21 protein-coding genes and 1 pseudogene are annotated in these 24,731 nt (G+C 57.6%); 10 read left to right on the plus strand and 12 right to left on the minus strand.

Annotated elements, in window-relative coordinates; translation table 11 throughout:
* Positions 1 to 53: 53 nt before the first annotated feature.
* The 6 genes from BM152_RS14025 to repC all read left to right on the plus strand — a co-directional run bounded on the left by BM152_RS14025 (position 54) and on the right by repC (position 6,597).
* The gene (locus tag BM152_RS14025) at positions 54 to 1,115 is read left to right on the plus strand and encodes a methionine ABC transporter ATP-binding protein (RefSeq protein ID WP_066598732.1); all 1,062 of its coding nucleotides are present in this window, start codon (positions 54 to 56) and stop codon (positions 1,113 to 1,115) included.
* The gene (locus tag BM152_RS14030; RefSeq protein ID WP_066598735.1) at positions 1,105 to 1,779 is read left to right on the plus strand and encodes a methionine ABC transporter permease; all 675 of its coding nucleotides are present in this window, start codon (positions 1,105 to 1,107) and stop codon (positions 1,777 to 1,779) included. Before BM152_RS14025 ends, BM152_RS14030 begins: the two co-directional genes overlap by 11 nt.
* A 36-nt stretch (positions 1,780 to 1,815) precedes the next feature.
* On the plus strand, positions 1,816 to 2,604 hold the full coding sequence (locus BM152_RS14035; protein WP_066598737.1) for a MetQ/NlpA family ABC transporter substrate-binding protein: 789 nt from the start codon (positions 1,816 to 1,818) through the stop codon (positions 2,602 to 2,604).
* Positions 2,605 to 3,011: 407 nt separating this feature from the next.
* On the plus strand, positions 3,012 to 4,199 hold the full coding sequence (gene repA / locus BM152_RS14040) for a plasmid partitioning protein RepA (RefSeq protein WP_066598739.1): 1,188 nt from the start codon (positions 3,012 to 3,014) through the stop codon (positions 4,197 to 4,199).
* Positions 4,196 to 5,227 (plus strand): plasmid partitioning protein RepB, encoded by a 1,032-nt coding sequence (gene repB, locus BM152_RS14045; RefSeq protein ID WP_066598787.1) that lies wholly within the window; start codon positions 4,196 to 4,198, stop codon positions 5,225 to 5,227. The genes repA and repB overlap by 4 nt, the downstream gene beginning before the upstream one ends.
* Positions 5,228 to 5,382: 155 nt before the next feature.
* The gene (gene repC, locus BM152_RS14050; RefSeq protein WP_066598741.1) at positions 5,383 to 6,597 is read left to right on the plus strand and encodes a plasmid replication protein RepC; all 1,215 of its coding nucleotides are present in this window, start codon (positions 5,383 to 5,385) and stop codon (positions 6,595 to 6,597) included.
* Between the two features lie 209 nt (positions 6,598 to 6,806).
* On the opposite strand, the gene BM152_RS14055 is transcribed toward repC, so the two are convergent.
* The 5 genes from BM152_RS14055 to BM152_RS14075 form a co-directional block, all read right to left on the minus strand.
* Entirely contained in the window at positions 6,807 to 7,892 is a 1,086-nt protein-coding gene (locus BM152_RS14055) for a Gfo/Idh/MocA family protein (protein ID WP_066598742.1), read from the minus strand.
* 227 nt (positions 7,893 to 8,119) lie between these two features.
* Positions 8,120 to 9,091 (minus strand): Bug family tripartite tricarboxylate transporter substrate binding protein, encoded by a 972-nt coding sequence (locus BM152_RS14060; RefSeq protein ID WP_066598743.1) that lies wholly within the window; start codon positions 9,089 to 9,091, stop codon positions 8,120 to 8,122.
* A 62-nt stretch (positions 9,092 to 9,153) separates the two neighbouring features.
* Positions 9,154 to 10,659 carry a tripartite tricarboxylate transporter permease gene (locus BM152_RS14065; protein ID WP_066598745.1) on the minus strand — a complete coding sequence of 502 codons (1,506 nt, stop codon included), beginning with the start codon at positions 10,657 to 10,659 and terminating at the stop codon, positions 9,154 to 9,156.
* A gap of 49 nt (positions 10,660 to 10,708) precedes the next feature.
* Positions 10,709 to 11,218 carry a tripartite tricarboxylate transporter TctB family protein gene (locus tag BM152_RS14070; RefSeq protein WP_066598746.1) on the minus strand — a complete coding sequence of 170 codons (510 nt, stop codon included), beginning with the start codon at positions 11,216 to 11,218 and terminating at the stop codon, positions 10,709 to 10,711.
* 259 nt (positions 11,219 to 11,477) lie between these two features.
* Positions 11,478 to 12,434, minus strand: a complete 957-nt coding sequence (locus tag BM152_RS14075) for an AEC family transporter (protein ID WP_066598747.1) — start codon at positions 12,432 to 12,434, stop codon at positions 11,478 to 11,480.
* A gap of 502 nt (positions 12,435 to 12,936) precedes the next feature.
* On the opposite strand from BM152_RS14075, the gene BM152_RS14080 reads away from it, so the two are divergent.
* A complete protein-coding gene (locus tag BM152_RS14080; protein WP_066598749.1) occupies positions 12,937 to 13,956 on the plus strand; it encodes a Gfo/Idh/MocA family protein in 1,020 nt (339 codons plus the stop codon).
* A gap of 96 nt (positions 13,957 to 14,052) precedes the next feature.
* Here the strand turns inward: BM152_RS14080 and BM152_RS14085 are convergent, their stop codons facing one another.
* Complete coding sequence (locus BM152_RS14085) at positions 14,053 to 14,832, minus strand: alpha/beta fold hydrolase (protein WP_066598751.1); 780 nt, start codon at positions 14,830 to 14,832, stop codon at positions 14,053 to 14,055.
* Positions 14,833 to 15,113: 281 nt separating this feature from the next.
* Positions 15,114 to 16,064: a LysR family transcriptional regulator gene (locus BM152_RS14090; RefSeq protein ID WP_066598754.1), complete on the minus strand. Its 951-nt coding sequence runs from the start codon at positions 16,062 to 16,064 to the stop codon at positions 15,114 to 15,116.
* A gap of 183 nt (positions 16,065 to 16,247) precedes the next feature.
* On the opposite strand from BM152_RS14090, the gene BM152_RS14095 reads away from it, so the two are divergent.
* Positions 16,248 to 17,027: a beta-keto acid cleavage family enzyme gene (locus BM152_RS14095; RefSeq protein WP_066598756.1), complete on the plus strand. Its 780-nt coding sequence runs from the start codon at positions 16,248 to 16,250 to the stop codon at positions 17,025 to 17,027.
* Between the two features lie 98 nt (positions 17,028 to 17,125).
* Here the strand turns inward: BM152_RS14095 and BM152_RS14100 are convergent, their stop codons facing one another.
* The 3 genes from BM152_RS14100 to BM152_RS14110 all read right to left on the minus strand — a co-directional run bounded on the left by BM152_RS14100 (position 17,126) and on the right by BM152_RS14110 (position 20,193).
* Entirely contained in the window at positions 17,126 to 18,076 is a 951-nt protein-coding gene (locus BM152_RS14100) for a p-hydroxyphenylacetate 3-hydroxylase reductase component (RefSeq protein WP_066598757.1), read from the minus strand.
* 61 nt (positions 18,077 to 18,137) lie between these two features.
* Positions 18,138 to 19,247 (minus strand): LLM class flavin-dependent oxidoreductase, encoded by a 1,110-nt coding sequence (locus BM152_RS14105; RefSeq protein ID WP_066598758.1) that lies wholly within the window; start codon positions 19,245 to 19,247, stop codon positions 18,138 to 18,140.
* Between the two features lie 241 nt (positions 19,248 to 19,488).
* On the minus strand, positions 19,489 to 20,193 hold the full coding sequence (locus tag BM152_RS14110) for a hypothetical protein (protein ID WP_066598759.1): 705 nt from the start codon (positions 20,191 to 20,193) through the stop codon (positions 19,489 to 19,491).
* A gap of 533 nt (positions 20,194 to 20,726) precedes the next feature.
* Here BM152_RS14110 and BM152_RS14115 point away from each other — a divergent pair.
* Together BM152_RS14115 and BM152_RS14120 are read left to right on the plus strand one after the other, a co-directional pair.
* Entirely contained in the window at positions 20,727 to 22,031 is a 1,305-nt protein-coding gene (locus BM152_RS14115; protein WP_066598761.1) for an AAA family ATPase, read from the plus strand.
* Complete coding sequence (locus BM152_RS14120; protein ID WP_066598763.1) at positions 22,028 to 23,095, plus strand: ParB/RepB/Spo0J family partition protein; 1,068 nt, start codon at positions 22,028 to 22,030, stop codon at positions 23,093 to 23,095. The genes BM152_RS14115 and BM152_RS14120 overlap by 4 nt, the downstream gene beginning before the upstream one ends.
* Positions 23,096 to 23,470: 375 nt before the next feature.
* On the opposite strand, the pseudogene BM152_RS14130 reads toward BM152_RS14120, so the two are convergent.
* Together BM152_RS14130 and BM152_RS14135 are read right to left on the minus strand one after the other, a co-directional pair.
* Positions 23,471 to 24,189, minus strand: a pseudogene (locus BM152_RS14130) (NnrS family protein).
* Between the two features lie 54 nt (positions 24,190 to 24,243).
* Positions 24,244 to 24,705: an ABC transporter permease gene (locus BM152_RS14135; protein WP_139222509.1), complete on the minus strand. Its 462-nt coding sequence runs from the start codon at positions 24,703 to 24,705 to the stop codon at positions 24,244 to 24,246.
* Positions 24,706 to 24,731 lie beyond the last annotated feature (26 nt).

Here is a 24,731-nt window from a genome sequence, read left to right on the forward strand (position 1 = left end):
GTCTATCGCAGCTTTGAACAGAACCTGTGAATTGGGCCTTTGGGATCAGAACCATGACGTCACATGACGGCCAAGCCGCCTCCATCATTTTCGACCGTGTCGGGAAGTCCTTTGCCAAGCCGGGCGGAGGGACGGTTTCCGCGATCAGCGATGTGTCCCTGACGGTCGAGGCCGGCACGATCACCGGCATTATCGGGCGCTCCGGCGCGGGCAAGTCCACGCTGCTGCGGATGGTCAACGGGCTGGAACGTCCGACGTCGGGCAAGGTTCTCGTGGGTGATCAGGACGTGGGCGCGGCCCAAGGCGTGAAACTGCGCACTATTCGCCGTGACGTTGGCATGATCTTCCAGCATTTCAACCTGTTATCCTCGCGCACCGTGTCGGAGAACATTGCCCTGCCCTTGGAAATCGCGGGCATGGCCGCATCCGACATCAAGGCACGGGTGGCCGATCTGGTCGAGCGCGTGGGGCTTTCCGCACAGGCGGACCGCTATCCGTCCGAACTATCCGGCGGCCAGAAACAGCGTGTCGGCATTGCGCGGGCCTTGGCCACAGAGCCGAAAATCCTGCTCTCGGACGAGGCCACATCGGCGCTGGACCCTGAGACGACGCAAACGGTTCTGTCGCTTTTGAAAGACATCAACCGCGAGCTGGGGCTAACCATCCTGTTGATCACCCATGAAATGGCCGTGGTCCGTGACATCGCAAGCCATGTGGCGGTGATCGAAGGCGGCAATATTGTCGAGGCAGGCACAACCTATGATGTGTTCACCGCCCCGCAACATCCGACGACGCGTTCGTTCCTCTCCGGTGTCACAGGCGTGACGCTTCCGGCCTTTATCAAGGACAAGATCACACAGCAGCGCCCCGAAACCGGTGGCGAGGAAGTGATCCGTGTGACCTTTGCGGGCAAACATGCCACCGACCCGATGCTCGCACTGTTGACCCGCGATCTTGGGATCGAGGTCAATATTCTCGCTGGTGCCGTTGAAGAGATCGGAACGCGGCCGTTTGGCAATCTGCTTGTGTCGCTTGATGCCCAAAGAGGCAAAGAGGCGCGGGCCTATCTCGAACGCCACGGGCTTTTGACGGAGGTGCTTGGCTATGTCGGCTAATCTCATCAACCTTTTGATTCAGGCCACAGGGCAGACGCTCTACATGGTCGCGATCTCCACCTTTCTCGGCACGCTTTTTGGCCTGCCTCTGGGTGTGTTCCTTGCCATTTCCCAACGCGGCGAGTTGCTCTCCGCGCCTTGGGTGAACAAGGTTCTGGGCCTCGTTGTCAATGCCACCCGCTCCGTGCCCTTTATCATTCTGGTCGTGGCGATCATCCCGTTCACCCGCGCCATTGCGGGCACCTCGATCGGGACAACAGCGGCCATAGTGCCCCTGACCATCGCTGCCGTGCCCTTCATCGCGCGTCTGGTGGAAAACGCCATTCGCGAAGTTGATGGCGGGTTGATCGAAGCGGCCCGCGCGATGGGGGCTACCCCGTTCCAGATCATCCGCAAAGTCCTGATCCCGGAGGCCCTGCCCGCGATCACCCTCGGCCTGACCCTCGCCGTGGTGAGCCTCATCGGTTACTCGGCAATGGTCGGCGCCGTGGGCGGCGAAGGTCTCGGTGATCTCGGGATCCGCTACGGTTATCAACGGTTTATGCCGGATGTCATGGCCGTTGTGGTCGTGATCCTCATTGTTCTCGTCCAGCTTGTGCAATCCATCGGTGAATGGATCGCCACCCGCGTGGACAAACGCGCCCCCAAAGGGCGTGGCCAATAATTCCCCATTCATAACCGCATCGTAAGGAGATTACACATGCTGCGCGTTGCAACCCTTTCCGCCTCTCTGGCCTCCGCTCTGGCGCTGATGGCCTCTGCTGCCATGGCCGAAGAAATCAAGGTCGGTGTTTCCCCCGGCGAACATGCTGAAATCATGGAAGAAGTCGCCAAAGTCGCAGCACCCATGGGGCTCGACATCGATGTAGTGGAATTCTCCGACTATGTGATCCCGAACACCGCGCTGGCGGATGGGGACATCGAGGCCAACTCCTTCCAGCATGTTCCCTATCTGGAAAACCAGATGAAGGACCGCGGGTTTGAACTGGTTGTTGTCGGCAACACCATCACCACGCCGATGGGGATTTACTCCGACAAGATTGACGATCTGGCCAATCTCGAAGACGGTGCCAAAGTCGCCATCCCGAACGACCCGACCAACGGTGGTCGCGCCTTGTTGCTTTTGCAGGATTTGGGTCTCATCACGCTGGCCGAAGGCACGGGTCTCGTGCCCAGCCCGCTCGACATCGAGGACAACCCCAAGGGGCTGAAATTCCTCGAACTTGATGCCGCGCAACTGCCGCGCACGCTTGCGGATGCAGAGATCGCGATCATCAACACCAATTACGCCATCGCCTCGGGCCTCAGCCCGAAAGACGATTCCATCGCGATGGAAAAAGCCGACAGCCCCTATGTGAACGTCATCGTTGTGCGCAAAGGCGACGAGGATCAACCGTGGGTCAAGACGCTGGTCGAGGCCTATCACTCCGATGAGGTCAAAGCTTTTATCGACGACAGCTACCACGGTGCTGTGATCACCTCCTGGTAATCTCCGGCGTTTTGTGAAGATTTTACGCTCCGCCGGATTTGGCGGGGCGTTTTTTATGCGCTTTGGTTTATGCGCTTTGACCCTGTTCCGGCCAAGAATCGTCGCCCTTCCGGTCCTGTGCCGTGACTCGCATCAACTGGCGCCTGTGCGTCGGATTCGTCTCTAATCCAGCCGAACAGGACTTTCAGGGCAGGTTTTTCGTTGTAGCCCGCAGTTCTGTGGTCACTACATGTAGAATCTTCTTGCGCGACTCCCCCTCTTTTGGCAATAGTCACGGAAAAGAAGCGATAAACGCCATCTTCCGTGAACACGGTTCGACTGTAAGGCGCAAAAGCAGGCAAAGACGCAGGGACAGACAAGGCACACCGAGAGACATGTGCCACGATCTGCGGAGATAGAGAGAGCAGATGACGAGCAATTCTACGCATGAAGATCTGAATGCGGTGATCCGTCAACACTCCGAGTGGTTGGCCAACCAGCTGCATTCGCAGCGCGAAAGCCTGTTTCCGCCGGATGCCTCTAAAACCATGCGCAAATTCATGTCCGGCGAGGCGGCCGCGCTTTTGGGAGTAAATGACTCCTATCTGCGCAAGCTGCATCTCGACGGCAAAGGCCCCTCCCCCGAACTGACACCGGGCAACCGGCGGCTCTATTCCGCGCAGGACATTCAGGACCTGCGGGTTCTGCTGGAGAAAACCGCGCGCAAACCGGGGGATTACCTGCCCGGTCGTCGTGACGGCGATCATATGCAGATCATCGGCGTGATGAATTTCAAAGGCGGCTCCGGCAAGACCACCACCGCCGCGCATCTGGCCCAACGGCTCGCACTTCTGGGCTACCGCGTCCTTGCGATCGATCTCGATCCGCAGGCCTCGCTGACAGCCCTGCATGGCGTGCAGCCGGAGTTCGATCTCGTTGACGGCGGAACGCTTTACGATGCGATCCGCTATGACGATCCGGAACCGATCCGCAACGTCATCCGCCCGACCTATATTCCCAATCTCGATCTGATCCCCGGCAACCTCGAATTGATGGAATTCGAACACGAAACCCCGCGCGCGCTGGCGCAGGGCAATGCGGGTCTGTTCTTCTTCCGCGTGAAAGAGGCGCTGGCGCAGGTGGACGGGGATTATGATGTGGTGGTCATCGACTGTCCGCCGCAACTGGGCTTTCTGACCATGTCGGCGCTGTCGGCCTCGACCGGTGTTCTGGTGACGATCCACCCCGAGATGCTGGATGTCATGTCCATGTCGCAATTCCTGCGCATGACCGCCGATCTGATGGATGTGATTGCCGAAAGTGGCGCGGATATGTCCCATGACTGGATGCGCTATGTGCTCACCCGTTACGAGCCTTCGGACGCGCCGCAAAACCGGATCGTGGCCTTTCTGCGCACCATGTATGGCGAGACGGTGCTCAACGCGCCGATGCTCAAATCCACCGCGATTTCGGATGCGGGTCTGACCAAACAGACACTTTACGAGGTGGAACGCTCCGCCTTCACCCGCTCGACCTATGACCGCGCGATTGAAAGCCTCAATGCGGTCAATGACGAGATCGCAGCCTTGATTCAGAAAACATGGGGGCGCTCATGACCAGCAGCAAGAAAAAGCGGATGTCCATGCTCGACAGTCTCGCGGCGGCGGGCACGCCGGCGCCAACTGCGGCGACCTCGATGATGTCGAGCAACCGTGCGCTGCGCTCGGCTCGTGATGCGGTTGACAGCCACCGCGTCTGGGAACTGGATCCGGCGCTGGTCATTGACGAGCGCGTGTCGGACCGGCTTGATCCCGATGACGTGGCCGATCTGCGCGATGCCATCGAGGCCAACGGCCAGACCGTGCCGATCCTTGTGCGGCGTCACCCCGAAATTCCCGATCACTACCTTCTCGTCTACGGGCGGCGGCGGCTTGAGGCCATCCGCTCTTCCGAGAAGGTCGAAAAGATCCGTGCCCTTGTGGCCAATCTCGACGATGATGCCGCCGTGCGCGCGCAAATCTCCGAGAACATGGCGCGGCGCGATCTGTCCTATATCGAAAAAGCCCTGTTTGCCAAAGAACTGGTCGAACAGGGCTTCGGCACCCAGGCCCATGTGGCCGAGGTGCTGACGGTGACGAAATCTTCGATCTCCATGGCACTGACCATTGTCGAAATGGTCGGCCCCGATCTCATCCGTGCGATCGGACCTGCCCACGGCATCGGGCGGCCCCGTTGGGATGCGCTCGGGCGCGGGATTGAAGAGACCGGCGCGGATCGTGAGGCGCTCATTGGCATTGCCGATGATGTCTATACCTCCGCGAATGTGGCTGTGGTCGTCGATGATGTCACCATCGACAATAACGAACTGTCTGTTGCAGCGTTTGAAGCCGTGTCAAAGGCGGTCACAACACAGCAGAAGGCGGCGCAGGCCGTCACCAAAGCCCCCGATCCCGCCCGTCCGAAACCGCGTGTCCTCACCGTTGATGGCGCGCGCGGCGGTGTGGTGAAGCGCACGTCGAAAGGCGTGGCGATCACGCTTGAGAGCGGGGAATTCGCAGATTGGGTCGAGGCGGAAGCCGAAGACCTCATACAAGAGCTTCACCGGCGCTGGAAAACGCGTCGGGAAGAACCAACAGAGCAGTAAAGGAGGCACGGCACGACAAAAGATAAGGCCCCGTAAAGACACGCTCTACGAGACCCTAACTTGTTTCTAGCACTCTCAAGGTAGTGGCCAGAGCTCTCATCCGCAAGTCAAAAGTGATTCGCGGAACGGGATATTTTTGTCTTCGTGAAAAATATATGGACTACACACCTGTCTCGCCGTTCCGGCGGACCATTGATGCTGTCTTGTTGAAGCATCAATCACGTCAGCCCTCAGCGCTGCCGCCAAGCGGCGTGAACAAATGGGAAGCCCTGCGCGAACTCTCTGCGGCGCGAGAACATTTCGGCCTCACCGATCGTGATATGACGGTGCTTCAGGCCCTGGTCAGCTTCTATCAGAACACCATTCTGGGCGGGAACGAGACCGATATGGTCGTTCATCCGTCCAACAAGTCGATCTGCGAGCGCCTGAACGGGATGCCTGCGTCGACCATGCGCCGTCATCTCGGCCATCTGGTCCTCGCCGGTGTGATCATCCGCCGCGACAGCCCGAACGGGAAACGGTATGCGCGTCGTTTTGGGGAGGACAAGATCGTCTACGGTTTCGATCTCTCGCCACTAGCTTTGCGCTATACAGAGTTCTGCGAGGCCGCCGAAGAGGTGAGGGCAGAAGCCGAGCGTTTCAAGCGTCTGCGCGAGGCTGTGAGCCTGATGCGGCGTGATCTGGCAGCTCTGAGCGTCTATGGCTACGAGATGCGGCCTGATCTGTCTATCTGGGACCAGTTCTCCGACCTGGCGGCTCTGACTGCCCGTGATCTTCGTCGCAAGCTGACCTGTGATGATCTGGACAAGATGTATGACATGCTGCGTGGGGCTTTGGACCGTGCAAGATCCATTCTCGAACCTTCTGAAACAGAGAATATGAGCACCAAAGAGTCTCAAAGTGAGCATCACTATCATAATTCAACTAAAGACTCATATGATTCTGAACTTCCCCAAGAATTGGGAAAAAGCGCAGCGGCTGAGCCGGAACAGACAGAACCGGAAACAGAAGAGGTGCCTGTAAGTGAGGACAAGACCCCTTCCCTTCCAAACCTGCCGCTTGGTCTCGTGCTCAGATCCTGTCGGGAGATCCTGACCTATGCCGATGGCAGCGTGCGACACTGGCATGAATTTGTAGGGCTGGCAGAACGGGTGCGTCCAATGATGGGGATTTCCCCGTCTGCGTGGGAAGAGGCCAAACAAAATATGGGACCGGCGGAAGCTTCTGTCGTTCTGGCGGCGATGCTTGAGAAAATTTCCGACATCCGCTCCCCCGGTGGTTATCTGCGCAGCCTGTCTGCCAAGGCCGCGGTGGGCGAGTTCTCGTCCGGTCCGATGGTTATGGCCCTAATGCGTCGTGAGGCGGCATGATTTGCGCGGTTCCGTTCCGTGCGGGAATGCTCTCACAGAGGACGTGGAGTTCGAGGTTGCCTACGAGGGATTTGTTCCGATACGGGCATTTCTCAAGCTGCGACACAAAAAAGACCCCGCCGATACATTCGGCAGGGCAAGTCTTTGAAACCTGTTGTCCGGATTGGACCAAGGGCGTGAACCGTCCGGCGCGCGCCCTTACCGTAACGCTAGGCCGCGTCGGAATTCTTCGCGGCAATCATATCCGCCAGCAGCGACAGAGAATGATTGGAAAGCGGAAGGTCCACGGGATCACCGGTCTCTGCCGAAATGTCGGCGGCCAGATAGCTTTCCATCACCATGCGGGCATGTTCGGGCGAAACGACCGGATCATTGTCGAGCAACACGCTTTCGAGGAAATGGATCGTTTCCGGCCCCATCTGGCCCGCATACATGTGATCCACATGTTCGCCTGGCATGGTGGACATGGGAAACTGCGTGCCGCCTTCGACCGAGTTGAACCAGTTGTCGCGTGAGGTGTCATCCAGAACCAGAGAGCCTTCGGTGCCGGTAATTTCGATCCATGTAGCGCAATAATTGGGATAGCTCGGCGGAAGGTTCCAACCGCCCCCGATCACGACCAAAGTGCCATTGTCCATATTTACCGTGTTCCACATACAGTCATAGGAGCCGTTGAGTTTGTCCATGTAGCCGTAGGCACCTTGCGAATAGACTTTGACCGGTTTCGCATCGAGAAGCCAAAAGACGAAGTCGAGATCATGGGTGGATTCCATCGCCGCAGGCGACAGCTTTACCCGTCCTGCGATCCGCGACCCGAGGCTGCGCGACAGATGACGGCTGACCATCACGTTGACGACCTTGCCAAGTTTGCCTTCCTTGATGGCTTTCTTGGCCCAGGCGATTTTCGGATTGAACCTTTGGGAATAGCCGATGGTAAATTTCACGCCCTTCTCACGGGCAATGTTGATCAGATCATCGGCTTCGGCCAGTTCCATCGCGATAGGTTTTTCCAGCAAGACATGCTTGCCCGCCTTCAGACAATCTCGCGCAATCGGGTAATGGGTCGGCTCCGGCGTGGTGGAGATATAGACCACCTCGATGGCAGGATTGGACACGATGTCCTGATAGTCGGAGGTCGCGCTCGCCGGATTGGTCAGCGCCTTCATCTCGGCCAGTCGCTCCGGCCGGATTTCGCAAATATGGAGCTTGTCGACGAGTGCGGATTTGGCCAAGGATTCCGCACGCATACCGCCACACCAGCCCGTTCCGATTACGGCCACTTCTACTTGTCTCATCAATGCTCCAATCCTTTATAAGGGGTTGATCATTTTTACGAATTACCGGAATTTCCAGCAAACAAGCTTTGCTGATAGAGGCTATGCGATCTGCTGAAGCCGCGCTTTTTTCCGCACGTTTGTAACCCGCGAAAATCCTTGAACCGCGTTGTTTGAAAGCAAAAAAACGCCGCGATTGCTCGCGGCGTCGGGTCTTTGGAATATGTGCTTTGATCTGTGGTGTGACCTTATTGCGAGGTCAGTTTCTCCACTAGCTCTTTATAGGCCTTGCTTTGTCCGGCCCGCATCGCGTCATATTCTTCGGCGCCAAGAACCTCAATGTTCTCGCCAAGGCGTCCCATCATATTGGCAAAGGTCTGGTCTTCCGCCAGTTTGGAGAAGGCATCGCGCAAAATGGTCAGCGCATTTTCGGGCGTGTCTGCCGGAGCGAGAACGACGCGGTGCATAAAGCCGATGTCGCCTTCAACGCCCACTTCGGCAAATGTCGGGACATCGTCGAACATCCGCTCTTCACCCGCCGTTGCCAGAATCCGGACAGTGCCGGCTTCGACATGGCTTGCAAGCGATGAGGGGAAACCCATCGTCACATCGGCATCTCCACTGAGCAATGCCTGCAAAGCGGGGCCGCCTCCTTGGTAGGGCACGAGATTCCACTGCATATCCAAGGCGGTCATCATCTGCGCCGCCGGAACAAAGAACGCGCCCCAGTTGCCGGAATGGGCCATTCGAATTTTGCCCGGATTGGCCTTGGACGCCTCGACCAGATCTTCGAATGTTTGATAGGGGCTGTCGGCTTGCACCGCGACGGCCGCAGGGGCGTAGTTCACACGCGCAACGGTCACGAAATCCTCAAGCGGATCATAGGGCAGCTTGTCCACATATTGCTGAAGCTGGTCGGCGTAGTTGTGTGTGAAAAGAAGCGTATAGCCATCCGCCGGTGCATTCGCGACTTCCTGCGCCCCTTTTTGAGCTCCGGCCCCCGGTGTCAGACGCACAATCACGGCCTGATTCAGATAGGACGGCAGGATAGAGGTGATGACACGCCCGTTCAGATCATGCGATCCGCCCGCGCTAAACGGGATCACCATTGTGATGGGTTTTTCGGGATAGTCCGCAGCGGCAGGTGCCACTGTGCCCGTGAGGGCGGCGGCGGCAACCGCCATCGCGGCCATGGTTTTCTTGGTCAGTTTCGTCAACATGTCTCTCTCCCTTGTTGATTTTTTGGTGATGAGGTGCCTCCTCGCACCCCATCTGTGATATTTTATTGTTTTTGTTGTATTGTTTTGCTCAGTGCCGAGGTTCCGTAGAGCCGTTTCCAGAGGAAATATCCAAGGACCGGTGCAGCAATCAGGACACAGAGCGCGCCCAGTCTTTCTGTGGCAAAGAAGACAAGCGCATTGCCATTCGCCATCGCGGCGGTCTGTCCGAAGGCGTATTCCATTGATGGCCCCAGGATAAAGCCCATCACCATCGGCATGACATCGAACCGTGCGGCTTTGGCGACAATCCCGAAGGCCCCGAAGGCCACGAGGATCAGAAGATCGGTCGGATCGGAGCGGTATACATAAGTGCCCGCAAAGGCGAACATGATCACAAGCGGGATCAGGATCGAGGTCTTGATCGTCACGATTTTCGAGAAGAACGGGATCGACAGATAGCCGATCAAAAGGAACAGCAGGTTTGCAATGACCATTGCGATCAGAATGGCAAAGACCGTGGCCCCCTGTTCTTCAAACAGTTGCGGACCGGGGCGCAGACCTTGGGCCACGAAAGCGCCCAGAAGGATAGCGGTTACGTTGTCGCCCGGAATCCCCAGCGTCAGAAGCGGCACCATCGTCGGCCCGTTCACCGCATTGTTGGCGGCTTCGGCGGCGGCGACCCCTTCGATTTCTCCCTCGCCGAAGGTTTCGGGATGTTTCGAGGCATTTTTTGCTGCCGTATACCCCATCATCGCGGCGACGATCTGGCCAAGACCCGGCACAATGCCGATCCCCGTGCCGATCACCGTGGAACGGGCAATCGTCGGCATACAACGCCGGAACTCGGCGCGGGTCAGACGTTCCCCGACCAGAGCCGCCAGTTTGCGACCCTTTTCCTGACGCATGATGACATTTGCCACCTCGGGCAGGGCGAACACACCGATCAGCATGGGCAAAAGCGGAATTCCGGAACGCAGATCAAACAGACCAAAGGTAAAGCGTTCCGCACCGGCAAGTGGATCGGTGCCGACAAAGGACAGCCATAGACCCAACATCATCATGATCAGGCTCTTGAGCGGGTTGGCACCGGAGGTTGCGGCAATGATAATCAGGCTCAAAAGCAGTACGGCAAAGAGTTCCGGCGGCCCGAACTGCATCACCATATAGGCGATGGGGAACATCATGAAGATGGTGAAAATATCGCTGAACGTGTCCCCCGTGACCGAAGAAAACAACGCCATATCAAGGGCTTTTCTGGATTTCCCCTGCTGTGTCAGCTTGTAGCCGTCACGCGATGTTGCCACCGCCGCACCGGTTCCGGGCATGGAAATCAGGATCGCGGGCACCGAGCCGCCAAAGATACCGCCCTTGTAGATGCCCAGCAGAAAGGGAATCCCCACGATCGGTTCGAGGAAAAACGAGATCGGCAAAAGGATCGCCATGGCCATGAGGGTCGTGAACCCCGGCAAGGAACCTACAAGCATGCCGGAAAACAGGCCGACACACATAAGGGCCATGGTGTCGAAGCGCATTGCCATAGCAAAGCCTTCGGTGAATAGGTCAAACATTTTGGCCTCTTGAGTTGGACATTCTGAGGGTCTGGTTCAGGCGTGGCGATCAGAACAGTTTTGCGTAAAACAGTTCGATCACGTTGAGTTCCGGCAAGGACACAGCGAGCAATCGCGTCGCCGAGAGATAGAGGGCGACAGGACCGACCAGAGACACAAGTCCAATCTGGATCGGCGAACGCGCCCCCATTTGGAGTGAAATCAGGATCAGGCTGATGGCAGTCGAGATCAGAAACCCGAAACTCTGCATCGTCAGGCTGTAGAGGATCATGATGCCGAAAAAGATTCCCGCGCGGATCCATTCATCGCGATAAAGCCCTTTGGTCGGCGTTTCCGCCAGGTCGCTGCGCAACAGAAAGAGGGCGGCGATGCACATCAGCGCGAGCAGGGTCAGCACGATCATCGGAAAGGCGGATGGCGAGATGGCCGAAAGCGATTGACCGAAGAGTGCTTTGGGTTTGGCCACCAGACTGTTGATGAAGATCAGCGACATGACAGAACAGGTCAGCAACGCGCCAAGGGTCAGAACTTCGGGTGTCGGGGAAAGTTTGCGAAACATCTCTGTCCTCCCCTAGTGGTGCACGACACAGGCAGAATGCGTGCTGCGCTGTGTTTCGGCGGTCCGCATGTAACGGATACAGAACGAAATTCCGGATACACTCCGGGTGTGCGTGGTCTTCATATTTCCTCCCTTGCGCCTCGACAGTGTCCGGGAATGTTGCATCCCCTCCGTCGCGGCACCTCTCCTTTGCCACTTTGCTGTGGCATTTTATTCTTCACCTGACCGGCTCACGTCGGTTCAGGGAGTGTGTGTTTGCCTATCCCTTTGTGGCGGGGCGGGTATCGACAACCTGCGGCATGGGCCGAAGTTGCGTGATCTCATCCCCGTTTGCCGCGATTTTCAGTCCTCCCCAGACCAGAAGCGGCAGACAGACAAGCGTCATAACCGTCGATACGACGACCGTACCGGCGACCTGTTTTGCGTTGCGCTGATAGCGATCCGCGAAAACGAACATTAATACGGCGGTGGGCATGGTTGCCATAAGAAAGACGATCCCCGCCACGGTCCCGCTCAGCCCGAGCAGGCTGATGACAATGGTCGCTGTGACCAGCCCGATGGACAAACGCCCGACCGAGACGATCAACGCCGGACGCAGATCGGCCACCTGAAGCGTGGCCAGCGAGGCGCCGAGAAGCAAAAGCATCGACGGTACCATCATGCCCCCGAGAATTTCGGTTGTGCTGGAAACAACGGCGGGCACGGTCAGCCCCGTCCATGTGACGAAAAGCACCGCAAGCACGGCATAGATCAGCGGTTGCTTGAGCAGGGATTTGGCCGAGAAACTTCCCGAATAAATCGCAAGCCCCAAGGTGTTCTGAACGATAGCGACGACGAAGAAATAGGCCACGGCGAGCGCCAATGCGCTGTCTCCGAAAGTCAGAACGACCAGCGGAATGCCCATATTGCCCGAATTCGGCATCATGAGTGTCGGAAGATAGCTGCGCACAGGTGATTGCGTGAGGGTGAGGGCCAGAAGTCCCAAAGCGCCAGCCACCCCGATACAAAGTAGCGCCGCGCTCGCCATTTCGCGCAAGGTGTCGAAGGTCACATGCAGCGCCGTCAAACTGCTGAAGATCAGACAGGGCGTTGCGACCAGCAACACGGCGTTGCTCAGGGTGCGGGTTTGGAATTCCACCGAAGATCGGCCCAGAAGATAGCCAATCGCCGTAATCGCCATAATCGGCCCGACAATGTCGAAAAGCTCTATCAACATCCTTTGCCCCTATGGAATATGTTGCGATCATTGCGTTTCTCGGCCTCTTGGACAGATTGCATTGTGGAAGGGGAAAAGCGCGACGCACCATTCGGTTTTGTGGTTTCAACTGAAATTTGGTGCATAATTTCCGTTCTCCTCCCCAGGTGTTCGGCTGTGTCTGTTCAGAATGCCGCCAATGCCCGAAGACAGGAAATGGTGTTTTTGCCTAGCAGCCTTCAGAAATCCTGATAGTTAAGAAATCTTAAATTTCTGTTTAATGCAGGACGGGATTTTTACGGTTTTTGCCCGTGGTTTCGGGCGTTTCCACGAGATGCACCTTTTCTATAGACAGGTATAAGATAGTTTGACAGGGCACATCAGATTACATTGTTTGAGCCGTGCCGAACTCCCCCGTTATCGTGTGAGAATATGTCCTCGAATGTGCACACCCGCGTGTTGATCACTTGTGAAAGAGCATTCGAGGATCAAATAAAAACAATGACTTACGGGAGAGATACGCATGTCCGGAACCACTCAACCCTTCACTGTCGCCATCGCGGGTTTCGGATGGTGGGGCCGCCATATTGCGACCCGTTTACAAGACCATCCCTGGCTGAAAGTTGCAGGGGTGATCGAACCTGTCACCGCCAATCATGACGGCATCATCGCGATGGGGCTGAGCGCATGGTCGGATTTTGACGCGCCTCTGGCCCGTGCCGATGTGGATGCGGTGATCCTGACCACGCCGAACCCGCTGCACGAGGCGCAGATTGCGCAGGTCACAGCCGCCGGAAAGCATGTGTTTTGCGAGAAACCTCTGGGCCTGACCGCCGACAGTGCTCGCCGCTCCGTGAAAGCATGCGAAGCCGCCGGTGTGCAGCTGGGCATCGGTCATGAACGCCGCTTTGAACCGGCGATGCTGGCGCTTAAAGCGGCTCTTGAGGCCGAAGAACTTGGCACGATCATGCATGCCGAAGCCGCGTTCAGCCACGACAAGCTCATCGGAGTGCCCGCCAATGACTGGCGCACACGAAAGGATGTGTCGCCTGCGGCGGGGATGACGGCGATGGGGATCCACCTCAGCGATCTGTTGATCTCGTTCTTCGGCCCGATCAAGACGCTGCACGCCTTTACGGCAGACCGTTCGCTCGGTTGGGAAACCGGTGATGTGGTGACGGTCCAGATGAAATTCGAAGCCGGCATGACCGCAACCTTTAGCGCCGTGCTGCACACGCCGCATTTCATCCGGATGCATGTTTTCGGCACAGAGAAATGGGTCGAAATTCTCAACGACAGCCATCCCGACACGCCGGACGGCATCGTGCGTGTGCTCACGGGCACCAGCGGCGCGCCGGTTTCTCAAAAAGACTACAACTGGGAAGATGCGGTGACCGCCAATCTCGAAGCTTTCGCACGCGCGGCCAAGGGCGAGGCCCCCTACCCTTTTACCAATGAGGAGATGGTTCACAACATTCAGGTGCTTGAAGCCATCGCGCGTTCTGCGGAAACGGGTCAGGCGGTCGATCTGGCGGATGTCTGACTGCGACAGCGGGTTTCAACCAAGCTGAGTAAAGCAAAAGGGCGCAGTCAAACCGCGCCCTTTCTTCTGTGGTAATTTCCTGTGGTGATGTTCGGCCTATGCGTCGAGATCGAGAAAACTCAGGATGGCGAGCATAAAGCCCTCCGGATTGTCGATGTTGATGATGTGTTTGGCATCCTTGACCTCGACATATTTTGCCTCGGGACAGGTCTGGGCAATGGCGCGCATCGCGTCCGGCGGTGCGGCCATGTCGTTCTCCCCGGCCACGAACAGCACCGGCACGCGCATCTCACCGAGATGACGCAGGTAATCCAGTCCCATCAACGCATGGGCGCAGCCGCGATATCCCTCGGCGGTGGTCTGCAAAAAGCTCTCGCGCAGGGCTGCTTCCGCTTCGGGCCGTGTGCTGCGCGTCTCATCGCTCAGCCACATACCCACAGTGGCTTCCCAGACCCCTTCAATCCCCTTGTCTTCCAAAATCGCCATGCGGTTGTGCCAGTTCTGAACAAAGGGCGGCGGCGCATCGGCGCGGGCGGCGCAGCAGATGATTTGGCTGATCCGCTCCGGTGCGGCCAATCCCAGCCCCAGCGCCGTCATCCCGCCCAGAGACAGGCCCATAACCGTCGCCGTTTCGACCTCATGCGCGTCGAGAACCGCCAGCACATCGGCGACAATATCGTCAAAACCATAGGGCGATGGCGGCGTCGGGCTTTGGCCGTGACCACGGGTGTCGCAGCGGATCACGCGGTAATGGCTTTCCAGAAACGGCATTTGCGGGTCCCACATCGCCTGTGTGGCACCGAGGCTGTTGAGCAGCAATAGAACAGGGGCGTCCTGACGACCGGAAACGATGGAGTGAAGGAGGGCAGATGTCATGCGTAGTCAGCTTTCCAGACTTGCCGCGCAAGGCACGGGCTTTGGTCACATGCCACGGCTCTGCCCTCTTTTCCTGCTCAAAAAGACTCTAATCCAGCCCAATTCGGGTCTGAATATCTTGCGAGCGGAAGATCGGGGCCAAAGCGCTGCGGCGGTGATCCTGTTTACAATTCAACGACCAGTGTCGCCTGTCCTCAAATCTACGAGGGCAGGTGCTATGAGGAGAAACAATATGTGGTCAAGCCTCGCATCAGGAAAGCTGATGGCGCGGGCATTGGGCGCTATCCCCTCACCCACCGTTCATCATCGGGCAAATGCGACGCGGGATTGATTTCCAAGGCGGAATTCAATTCTTCCTGCAGCACATCGGCAAAGAGCTGTGCCACCGGACTGAGCGCACGTTTTCGGGTCTCGATCCGCATGTAATCCACCGTCAGCGGCGGATCGACCAGAGGCGCAACAGTGCGGCGGGCGCCATCCCGATCCGGCAGACACAAAATCCCCGGCAGGATCGTGACCCAGTCCGATTTGGCTACAAGGTTCAACGTGCCATGCATCGTGTCGAGTTCGAGGATTCGGGCCACTTTCACATCATTGAGCGCAAGATAACTGTCGATCAAGTTGCGCCGCGCGTTGCCGCGTCCGGGAAGCACCAGTCGCAGAGGCTCCATCTCGCGCAGCAGGACGCCTTCGCCACGAATGGGGATCTCGCGGCCCGCTGCACAGACCAGACATTCGCGGTCTTCGCCCAGAGGTTTCGAGGATAGCGCCTCATTGATCGCAAAGGACGCAGGCACAACAGCAAAATCCAGCCGTCCCTCAATCACCTCTTTGGCGAGACTGGCCGAGTAGCCTTCGGACACAGAGAGCCGCACCTCCGGATATTCGTCTGAAAACCGCAGCAAGGCCTCCGACAACACCGCGCGCGTGAAGGTCGGCATCAGCCCGACATGCACATGGCCCACCACGGATTTCGCGAGGGTTTTGAGCCGCTCTTGTGCGTGATCCGAAGCGGCCAGAACCTTGACCGCTTCCTGATAAAAGGCCCGACCGGCTTCTGTGGGGGTGACGCCGGATGAACTGCGGTGAAACAGTTGCACATCATAGCGTTTTTCCATCTGGCTGACATGCATCGACAGACCCGATTGCGTGGCATTCACGCGTTCCGCCGCTGCTGAGAACGAGCCCTGCTCATAGACTGCCGCGAAATATTTCAGTTGTTGAAGCTTCATTGTGCCATCCGTTTTCCTAATAGCAATTAGGCATTTTTATTCTTATTTGTGAAGGCTAAAGCTCTGCTAATTTTCGCGTTGAAAGGCCGTGTGGCGAAGGGATAGGATTGCGTGCTTGCCGTTTGCTGCACCCGATCCGACAGTTCGCGCAACGGTCCGCATTGCATTTGCAGGAGAACGCCAATGACCCCCCTCCCCCGTTTGATGGTTGCCCCCAATGGCGCACGGCGTGTCAAAGCCGACCATCCGATGATCCCTGTCACCGACGCAGAGCTGATCGCCACCGCGAAGGCCTGTTTCGACGCCGGTGCTGACGGGATACATTTTCACATTCGTGATGCGGCACAACGCCATATCCTCGACGCCGGACGGTATCAGGCGGTGCTCGATGTTTTGGCCGAGACTGTGCCGGAGATGTATCTTCAAGTCACGTCGGAGACTGCGGGCTTTTATGAGGCGCAGGAACAACAGGAGATGGTGCGGGTTTTGAAACCGGCGCATGTGTCTGTCGGGATGCGTGAAATGGTGCGCAAGCCCGAGGATTGGGATGCGGCGCGTGATTTTTATCATTGGGCGGCGGATCATGGTGTGGAGATCCAGCACATTCTCTATTCCCCCGATGAGGTCCGCAGCTTTGTGGCGGCCTGTGAAGACGGGCGTATTCCCGGCGCGCATCAGCTTGTGCTGTTCGTGCAGGGCAGCTACGCGAAAGGGTCCGAGGGCGCGATCCCGCTTGAGGATTATCTCGCTCCGCTGATGCAGGCGGAGGGGCTGAGTTACGACTGGATGATCTGTGCCTTCGGGGCTGACGAGACCGCCAGCCTTACCCGCGCAGCAGAGCTTGGCGGCAAGGCCCGTGTTGGTTTCGAGAATTCGCTTTGGAACGCCGATGGCAGCCTTGCCTCCGATAACGCCGCCCGCGTGCGCGAAGTCAGCCACGCGATTGCCGCGCTGAATGGGTGAGGATTGAATTCCCCCCGCAGACTCTGTGATTTGCGGGGGTATTCTATTGTTTTCAGTATGTTGTTATCAGTTTTTCCGCAATAATCTTAAGGTTTGGGTCATTGAGACAGGGCTTTCAGCATGGCGGAGAATTGCTTCACCTCCGCATCATCGAAGCCCTTAAAAGTTTCTTTTGCGTGGGCGTCCGCCAGTGACCAGCATTGTTCGGCCTTGTTGCGCCCTTGCTCGGTAAGGGAAAACTGACCTTCATTTTCCGACAGCAATCCGCGATCCTTGAGATTGGTGAGCGCGGCGCGTGCCTCGATGATCGGGCAATGCAATTCCAGCACGAGCGCCTCGGCATCCAGCGCCGCAATGTCATTGAGCAGCAACAGTGTCCGCGCCTCGATCACGCTCAGGCCCAGCCCTTCCAGCTTGGGCTGATAGCGGTCTTGATAGTTGCGCACGGCCTTGAGCATCTGGAAAAAGATGTGGTTGCCCGAGCGGCTGTCTTCCGGCATCGGCTGGCTGTCTTGCGTTGTGTTCGCAAAGCTTTCGGGGTGGCTGAAAACCATTGAGTATGACCCTTGGTGAAAGCACAGTGGCGGGCGACCATAGTCATCAAAGGCCACGACCTTGCCCACGAAAATCCAGTGATCTCCCCCGTCGAGTTTGTCATAGCTCTCGCATTGGAATCGTCCCGCCGTGTTCGGGAACAAGGGTGCGCCGCCAAGACCCGGCTCCCATGCGATGCCGTCGAACTTGTCCTTTTGCTGGCGGGCAAAATGGTTGGACATCTCCATCTGGTCCGAGGCCAGAATGTTCACCGCAAAATGGCTCGACGCTTCGAACAGTTTGCAACTCGGCGTGTCTTTCATGCTGCTCCACAAAATCAGCGGCGGGTCCATCGACAGGGAATTGAAGCTGCTGGCCGTGACGCCGACATGGGTGCCATCCGGCGCGCGGGCTGTGATGATTGTCACCCCTGTTGCAAAATTCCCGAGGGCGCGGCGGAACGCTTTGGGGTCAATCTCGGTGTGGGATGTGGAAAGCTGTGTCGCGGTGGTCATGGGATGTCCTTTCATCGACGTGCTGTGCGCCACCCTCATGAGGTCGCGCACAATCGGGTCGTCAGCTGGCGGAATAAGGCGTCTCGGATTTGGTGGCCTCGTCGAGAATAGGCATGACCTTTTCGCCCATCAGGATCATCGAGTTGCGGCCCAAATCGTAATCGGTCCAGTCGTGCCCTGCATAAACGAGGTGATCGAACCGCCCTGTCTGTTCACGGAGGGCCAAAATCTGATCCGCCACAGATTGCGGGTCGCCGTGGATCACGAGACGGTCCAGTACATAGTCCAGCGTCACGTCATCGTCGGGCATGCTCTGGTCATTCTTGAACAGGTTCAGGCGCCCGCCCTCCCGCAGTTTGGTTAGTAGCTGGGAGTAGTAATGCACATAGGGACTACCCGGATCGCGGGCATAAGCGCGGGCGGTGTCCATGTCTTCGGCGACGCAGATGTTCTTGGCCACGCGCCAGTCGGCGTAGTCCGGTGTGTAGCCGCCCTGTTTGCAGCCTTCGACATAGTTCGGCCAATGGGTCGCGGCCCATTTCGGCATCAGGAAGTTGGCGGAGATCGGCTGCCACCCGCGCGCGGCCATTGCGGTGACACCTTTTGAAAATGGCGCAACGGCAGTGCCGACAATGGGAGGGTGCGGAGCCTGAAACGGCTTGATGATTTCACCCTGCCCGATTTCCGGCATCATGGTGCGTTCGGTAGAGATGTCCCAGAATTCGCCTTTGAGATTGTAGGGTGCTTCGCCAGCCCAGATTTCAAGCACCATGTTGATACACTCAAGGAACATGGCGTTGCGGTCTTTGTCCATTGAGCCAAATATCTCGGCATCCGACATAAGGCCGCCCGGAGAAATGCCGAAGTTCAAGCGGCCCTCCAGCATGTGATCAAGCATGGCAACTTCGGCGGCAACGCGGGCGGGGTGCGAGTTGGGCAGGTTCACCGTCCCCGTGCCAAGCCGGATGTTCTTTGTCTCATAGGCGAGGCTGGCCAGAAAGGCGACGCAAGAGGTGATGATCTCGGCTTTATCTGTGGTGTGCTCGCCGCAATATGCCTCTGCAAATCCCAGCTTGTCCGCGAGCAGAAAGGCTTCGCGGTCTTCTGCGAAACTCTGCGCATAGGGTTTCCCGAGCGGGTGGATCGGCATGGTGAAAAATGACAGCTTCATTGGCGGCTCCTTGATTTTCAATCAGTGTGGAGCAATGGCAAATCTTCAAAAACCGATAGTTTCTTATGCTGTCTATCTTGTTTTTTGATGGCCTTGTTTTACGGTTTTTGCGGACCTTCACGCGATGGCCCTGTGATGGTTCACAGCTGTGAACTCTAGACCGGAAAGGTAAACGCATTCCGACCGCGGCGTGCGTTGCGTTTGGGGTTTCCGGCGAGAGGATATGTCGCCGCCACTGTTGTTAGGTTGGCTCCGTAACGATCACGGCGTCAATGTCGGGATCAACCTGCCGCACGGCAGACAGGCAGAGCGCATTCAGGTGGGTGGCAACGTAATGCGCGTGAAACCGGCTCGGGGCGGTGAGATACAGTCGCCGTCCGCGCCTTTCCTGCCGCGTCAGTGTTGCGATCCACGTCGCAAAACGGGCGGGATCTTCGGCATGGATCAGGCTGCGTGCAAGGCCCCATTCACTAGAACCATCCACCTCTGGCGCGAGGCTGGGCCTTTGAGCGTTATGTAGCGGAACAACCTTGGCGCTGGTGTTTTCGGGCTGGGCCCCCTGCCCTATCAGCCGTTGTTCAAAATCCGGTCCGACTGCGGACCAAACCGGCTGTGTGTCTTTGAGGATCTGTTCCAGCGCCAGCGCATATTGCGTTACCCTGCCCCGCGCGCCCTGTCGTTTGACGATGAGCCATGACATCGCTCGCAGCTTTGCCATCTCGCGTTTGACGGTGCGCTCGTCGACATTCCACATGCGCGCGATTTCCCGTTGCCCGACGGCAAGCTCGTTGCGCGCCCAGTTATACCGCGCCGTAATCAGCGTCATCAAACGCAGGCAAAGAACCTGTTTCCCTTTAGGCTGGTTCAATGCAAATGTCCCCACTGCGGTGAGCACATCATATTTGATAACGGAAGCCTGCTGGCCTACCGGTTTTCTGGACAGCATAGATCGCTTTCCTTGCAGAGAGTTCTGCTCTGTCGCCTTTACGGCGTTTGCCTCATTTTGCTCGGTGAGGTTTGTTCCAGGCGGCTGTTTTCTCCGAACAGCGCTTTCTCGGCGTTTTTCCTCATCTTTCCCTGATTAGCGATGAGTTCTTCGATTCTGTCAAGCGCGAGAACGATCCGTATATCTTTCAAATTCCATCAAAAAATGAAAAGAAAGGTATTTCTGGTATAGGGGGACATCCAGCGTGTCCCCTAATCGGAGGGGTTTTGTCCCCCAATATGTCGTAGGCCTACCAAAACTGTCCCCTAATATAGGGTGGTTTGGTCGATATCATGGCCGCTTTCGGACCTGCGGAGGCGACTCGGCGAGCGTCTCAACGCCCTTTGTTTTCAAGGCGTTTCCCGATCTGTCAGAGTATAGAACGCTTTTTGCGGAAAATCACGCATTTACGTTTTTCCGTTTTGTATTTTTCCGGATTCCGCGTAAATAAGAAGAATAATAAAATTTACGTCCCCGCGGGGACAGGAGGCACAATGTTCACTCACGAGGACTTGTCGCGATTGCAGGCCCAGTCGCTCAAGATGCAGAGCTACATCCGCAAACAGACCTATTCCCCCGAGCGGGAAAAGTCTCTGCGGCGATTTTCAAGCTGGGAGGTCGCCGAGCTGATCTTCAAAGTCAACCAGTCGACCCTGCGCGGGCGGCTGGCGTCGGACCCCAGCCTGCCGCAAGGCCATGTCGAGGCGGACGGGCGTCAACGCTGGTATTCTCTGGAAGAGATTAACGAGATCCGGCGGCGCCTCAAGGTGAGCCGCAAGTCTCTTATGCCCAAGAGGCCTCAGGGCAAACGGGCGATCCGCGCAGCCGTGGCGAACTTCAAAGGTGGTGCAGGCAAGTCCACCGTGGCGCTGCATTTCGCCCATGCGGCGGCCCTTGACGGGTATCGCGTGCTCTGTGTCGATTTCGATCCGCAGGCGACGCTGTCCCACTCTATGGGGCTCACGGATGTGGCGGAGGAATACACAGTCTGGGGCATCATGGCCCGCGATCTGATCCATGAGACGGAGCGGATGAACGCGGTTTCGCGTGGCGCGGAAAGTGGCACGGCCCTGCCCCAACGCCGTATTCCGTCCCAGATCACCGACATGGGTTTGGACAATCTGCGGGTGACGGATTTCATCAAGCCGACGAACTGGCCGACGATTGACATTGTGCCGTCTTGCGCCAATGCGGCGTTTGTGGAATTTGCCTCGGCCCAGTATCGGCACCTCAATCCCGAATGGTCTTTCTTTGCGGCGGTGAGCCGTTATCTCGATACGCTGCCTGCGGATGCCTATGACATGATCATCTTCGACTGTCCGCCTGCCATCGGCTATCAGTCGATGAATGCGGTGTTTGCGGCGGATGTGCTCTATATCCCCTCGGGTCCGGGCTATTGGGAATACGATTCCACCACGTCTTTCATCGGTCAGCTTGCCGAGGCGCTTGAAGATCTTTCCGCTTTCAACGGGGTTGTCCCCGCGGGGACAAGCGGTTTGCCGAAGATGTTTCAGGACATCCGCTTCCTCATCACGCGCTATGAGGCGGGCAATGATTTGCACCGTGCGATGCGTGAAGCCTTTTATAAGGTTTTCGGGGACAGGATGACGGAAAGCCCGATCGAGATGACGCGCGCTGTGGAGCAATCCGGACGTTTCCTGTCGTCAATCTACGAGACGGATTACCGTGATATGACCCGCGAGACGTGGCGGCGGGCGCGGTCGTCCTTTGATAGGGCTTATGAAGAGTTTCGGGAGCATATGCTCACGGCGTGGGAGAAGCTGGAGGATGAGGCATGAAAAAGCGTCGGGTCTTTGATATCGACTTTCCGGATGAGGTTGAGGCCGTCCCTGAGCCCTCTGTCCCCGCGGGGACAGAGGAGGCGCGTCGGGGGCCGATGGCCAGCGCAATTCAGGAAAATGCCACGGCACTGCGGGAGCGGCAAGCGGCCGAAGCGCAGATCAGGGCGGAGAATGACCGGCTTGCCCATGAGTTTGTGCGGATGAAGAAAGAGGGTCTGATCGTTGACCTGATCCCGATTGACGCCGTGCAGACAGAGAAACTCTCCCGCGACCGCAGTGCACAGCGTGATCCTGATCTGGATGAACTCAAGGCGTCGATCCGTGACATTGGTCTGTCGAACCCGATTCAGGTCGAGGTGATCGGTGACACTTACGAGTTGGTGCAGGGCTTCCGCCGTCTGGCCGCGTTCCGCGAGATTTACGCGGAAACGGGCGACGAGAAATATGTGCGGATTCCGGCGGGGTTGATGGCGGCGGGTGAGACGCTTGAGGGGCTGTATCGCCGGATGGTCGATGAAAACCTTGTCCGCCGTGATATTTCTTTTGCGGAAATGGCCGAACTTGCGCGGGCCTATGCCGCCGATCCAAAGACGGAATGTGCCACGGTGGAGGAGGCGGTTGCGATGCTCTACGCCTCGGCCGGTCGCCAGAAGCGCAGCTATATCCGGCGTTTTGCCACGGTGCTGGAAGGTATCGGTTCAGCGCTGAAATTTCCGGAAGCCATCCCGCGCGCGCTGGGGCTTGAGCTTGAAAAACTGATCTCGAAAGAGGATGGGGCCGCATCACGGATCAAGGCAAGGCTGGCCGCCGCCATGTCGACGAGCGCCGAGGCCGAACTTGATGTGCTGCGGGCGGTGTTGGCGGCCAAGCCGGCGCCGACAACCAAAAGCGCAACACCCGCGAAGGTAAAAACGACTTTCCGCATGGCTGTCCCCGCGGGGACAGTGCGCTGCGCGGTGCAGAATGGTCGGCTGGAAATCCGCTCGGAGCAGGACTTCAGTGCGATTGACCAGCGCAAACTGGAAGCCGCTCTGGAGAGTTTTTTCAAAGAGCTGGAATGAGAGAGGCGGGGCGGCGGGCCGAGGCTTCGCCGCCTTTTTGTGAAAGGGTAGGGGGGGGGCTATGACCTCGTTTCCCCCTGCCTCATTGACCGCTGCCGCCTGGCCCTCTAACATCTGTCTCACACCTGTTTGCGATCTGTCTGGCTACGAGGATGGAGAGGGCAGGGCGGAAAATCAAAACCCATCAGCAATAGAACAAAATAACATTTTTCGTTCCGTTGTGAGCGATAGTTCGTTGAATTTGCTTGAACTATAAAATGTAACCGTGTGATTGGGGGCGGCGTTGGTTTACGCCATCTTCTATCAGATGCCTGCGCATCTTGTCCGGTTCAAGCTTTTGATATCCCATGCCCGTCTCAGCAGGCTTCATGCTGATCAAGCGTGTCGGGGTCGGTCAAAATTGGGGTAGTACCGCCAGAGCCAAAGACCGAACCCCGCAGCCCAGAATATAGACGCGCTTACGTGGCTCGCTATGGCTGAGAGCTCTGCCAACTCGGGTAATATGCGTAAGAAGACGGAAATCAGACGAAGAAAGATTGCCACATTGACCTCGTACCCAACCGGAAGTGTCAATCCGGCATGCAACAGCCCCGCGATGGAGAGCTCTGCCAAAACAGCCGTCCCGATCCCGCCCATGAGTGCCAGATGCCATCCGTCTGCGGGCAATACAGGGACCCGAGAGACCCTGCGCCGAGCCAGATCAGTCCGGCTCCAGACAGGAGGCAGGGTAGGGTGAGCATGATGATTTCCGCACGAAGGGCTTCGCGTCCGATGAACCCTTCGCCAGCAGGGTCGAAGAATCCGGCCCCCGCCGCGATCATCAGCCAAGCCACAACCGTGTCGCTGAGACCAAAGAGTTTCCCCAAAAGCACAAGCGCGACAAGTTCGGAGGCGAGGTTCTTGCGCCACGGATGTGGACGGTAGGGCGATGTCTTCTTGCTGGGGTCGAGCACAAGGTTGGTCACGGGCACAGTGATCCGTGCGTGGGCCAGCCCCAAAATACCTAAAAAGACGATGCCACCGTATTTCATCGCCTCGCCTGCCAGATAGCTGTCGCCGATGATCATGAAATAGCGTGTCATGGCCTCGGCCATGAAAAAAACCGCAAGCCAGGGCAGAAAGACCAAAAGCCGGTCTGTGCGTTTGCGCTAAGTGATTGCGCTCCCGTAGAGGACTAGTCCTGCCATCCAGGCAAGTGCCTGTGTTTCATCCATATATTGACGTGCTTTGGCCAATTCGTTGCCAATCCCGCTCACAAAGGAGAGGACTTCGATCATTACGGCGGCCTTGCTCATTGAGGGCAACCCCAAGAGCAAGGCTGGAAATAGGTGGGCAAGAATTTGGCGAAATCCGACGCTCCAGAACCGGCGCAGACGCGAGGCGCCAAACACCAGCGGTACGGCTCCCACAAGGATGGCGATGATCACCATGCCATCTGTTGCGCCGAACCAGATCAGTGCCAGCACCAGCCACGCAATCGGCGGCACGCCAAGGATGACGGTCAGAAGGGCGCGCGCAAGCCGCATGGTCGCCGGAGAATAGCCCGCTATCAAACCGGTAAATCCGCCGATACAGGCCGAGAGCGTAAACCCGATGAGGGCGCGTCGCATGGTTGCGATAAAAATGGCCCAATTTT

The sequence above is a fragment of the Celeribacter halophilus genome (assembly GCF_900114135.1).
GTDB classification, from domain to species: domain Bacteria; phylum Pseudomonadota; class Alphaproteobacteria; order Rhodobacterales; family Rhodobacteraceae; genus Celeribacter; species Celeribacter halophilus.

Bases quoted from the DNA above. Each gene is read 5' to 3' on its own strand.
- BM152_RS14025 (WP_066598732.1), top strand. From the start codon at position 54: ATGACGTCACATGACGGCCAAGCCGCCTCCATCATTTTCGACCGTGTC.
- BM152_RS14030 (WP_066598735.1), top strand. From the start codon at position 1,105: ATGTCGGCTAATCTCATCAACCTTTTGATTCAGGCCACAGGGCAGACG.
- BM152_RS14035 (WP_066598737.1), top strand. From the start codon at position 1,816: ATGCTGCGCGTTGCAACCCTTTCCGCCTCTCTGGCCTCCGCTCTGGCG.
- repA (WP_066598739.1), top strand. From the start codon at position 3,012: ATGACGAGCAATTCTACGCATGAAGATCTGAATGCGGTGATCCGTCAA.
- repB (WP_066598787.1), top strand. From the start codon at position 4,196: ATGACCAGCAGCAAGAAAAAGCGGATGTCCATGCTCGACAGTCTCGCG.
- repC (WP_066598741.1), top strand. From the start codon at position 5,383: ATGGACTACACACCTGTCTCGCCGTTCCGGCGGACCATTGATGCTGTC.
- BM152_RS14055 (WP_066598742.1), bottom strand. From the start codon at position 7,892: ATGAGACAAGTAGAAGTGGCCGTAATCGGAACGGGCTGGTGTGGCGGT.
- BM152_RS14060 (WP_066598743.1), bottom strand. From the start codon at position 9,091: ATGTTGACGAAACTGACCAAGAAAACCATGGCCGCGATGGCGGTTGCC.
- BM152_RS14065 (WP_066598745.1), bottom strand. From the start codon at position 10,659: ATGTTTGACCTATTCACCGAAGGCTTTGCTATGGCAATGCGCTTCGAC.
- BM152_RS14070 (WP_066598746.1), bottom strand. From the start codon at position 11,218: ATGTTTCGCAAACTTTCCCCGACACCCGAAGTTCTGACCCTTGGCGCG.
- BM152_RS14075 (WP_066598747.1), bottom strand. From the start codon at position 12,434: ATGTTGATAGAGCTTTTCGACATTGTCGGGCCGATTATGGCGATTACG.
- BM152_RS14080 (WP_066598749.1), top strand. From the start codon at position 12,937: ATGTCCGGAACCACTCAACCCTTCACTGTCGCCATCGCGGGTTTCGGA.
- BM152_RS14085 (WP_066598751.1), bottom strand. From the start codon at position 14,832: ATGACATCTGCCCTCCTTCACTCCATCGTTTCCGGTCGTCAGGACGCC.
- BM152_RS14090 (WP_066598754.1), bottom strand. From the start codon at position 16,064: ATGAAGCTTCAACAACTGAAATATTTCGCGGCAGTCTATGAGCAGGGC.
- BM152_RS14095 (WP_066598756.1), top strand. From the start codon at position 16,248: ATGACCCCCCTCCCCCGTTTGATGGTTGCCCCCAATGGCGCACGGCGT.
- BM152_RS14100 (WP_066598757.1), bottom strand. From the start codon at position 18,076: ATGACCACCGCGACACAGCTTTCCACATCCCACACCGAGATTGACCCC.
- BM152_RS14105 (WP_066598758.1), bottom strand. From the start codon at position 19,247: ATGAAGCTGTCATTTTTCACCATGCCGATCCACCCGCTCGGGAAACCC.
- BM152_RS14110 (WP_066598759.1), bottom strand. From the start codon at position 20,193: ATGCTGTCCAGAAAACCGGTAGGCCAGCAGGCTTCCGTTATCAAATAT.
- BM152_RS14115 (WP_066598761.1), top strand. From the start codon at position 20,727: ATGTTCACTCACGAGGACTTGTCGCGATTGCAGGCCCAGTCGCTCAAG.
- BM152_RS14120 (WP_066598763.1), top strand. From the start codon at position 22,028: ATGAAAAAGCGTCGGGTCTTTGATATCGACTTTCCGGATGAGGTTGAG.
- BM152_RS14135 (WP_139222509.1), bottom strand. From the start codon at position 24,705: ATGCGACGCGCCCTCATCGGGTTTACGCTCTCGGCCTGTATCGGCGGA.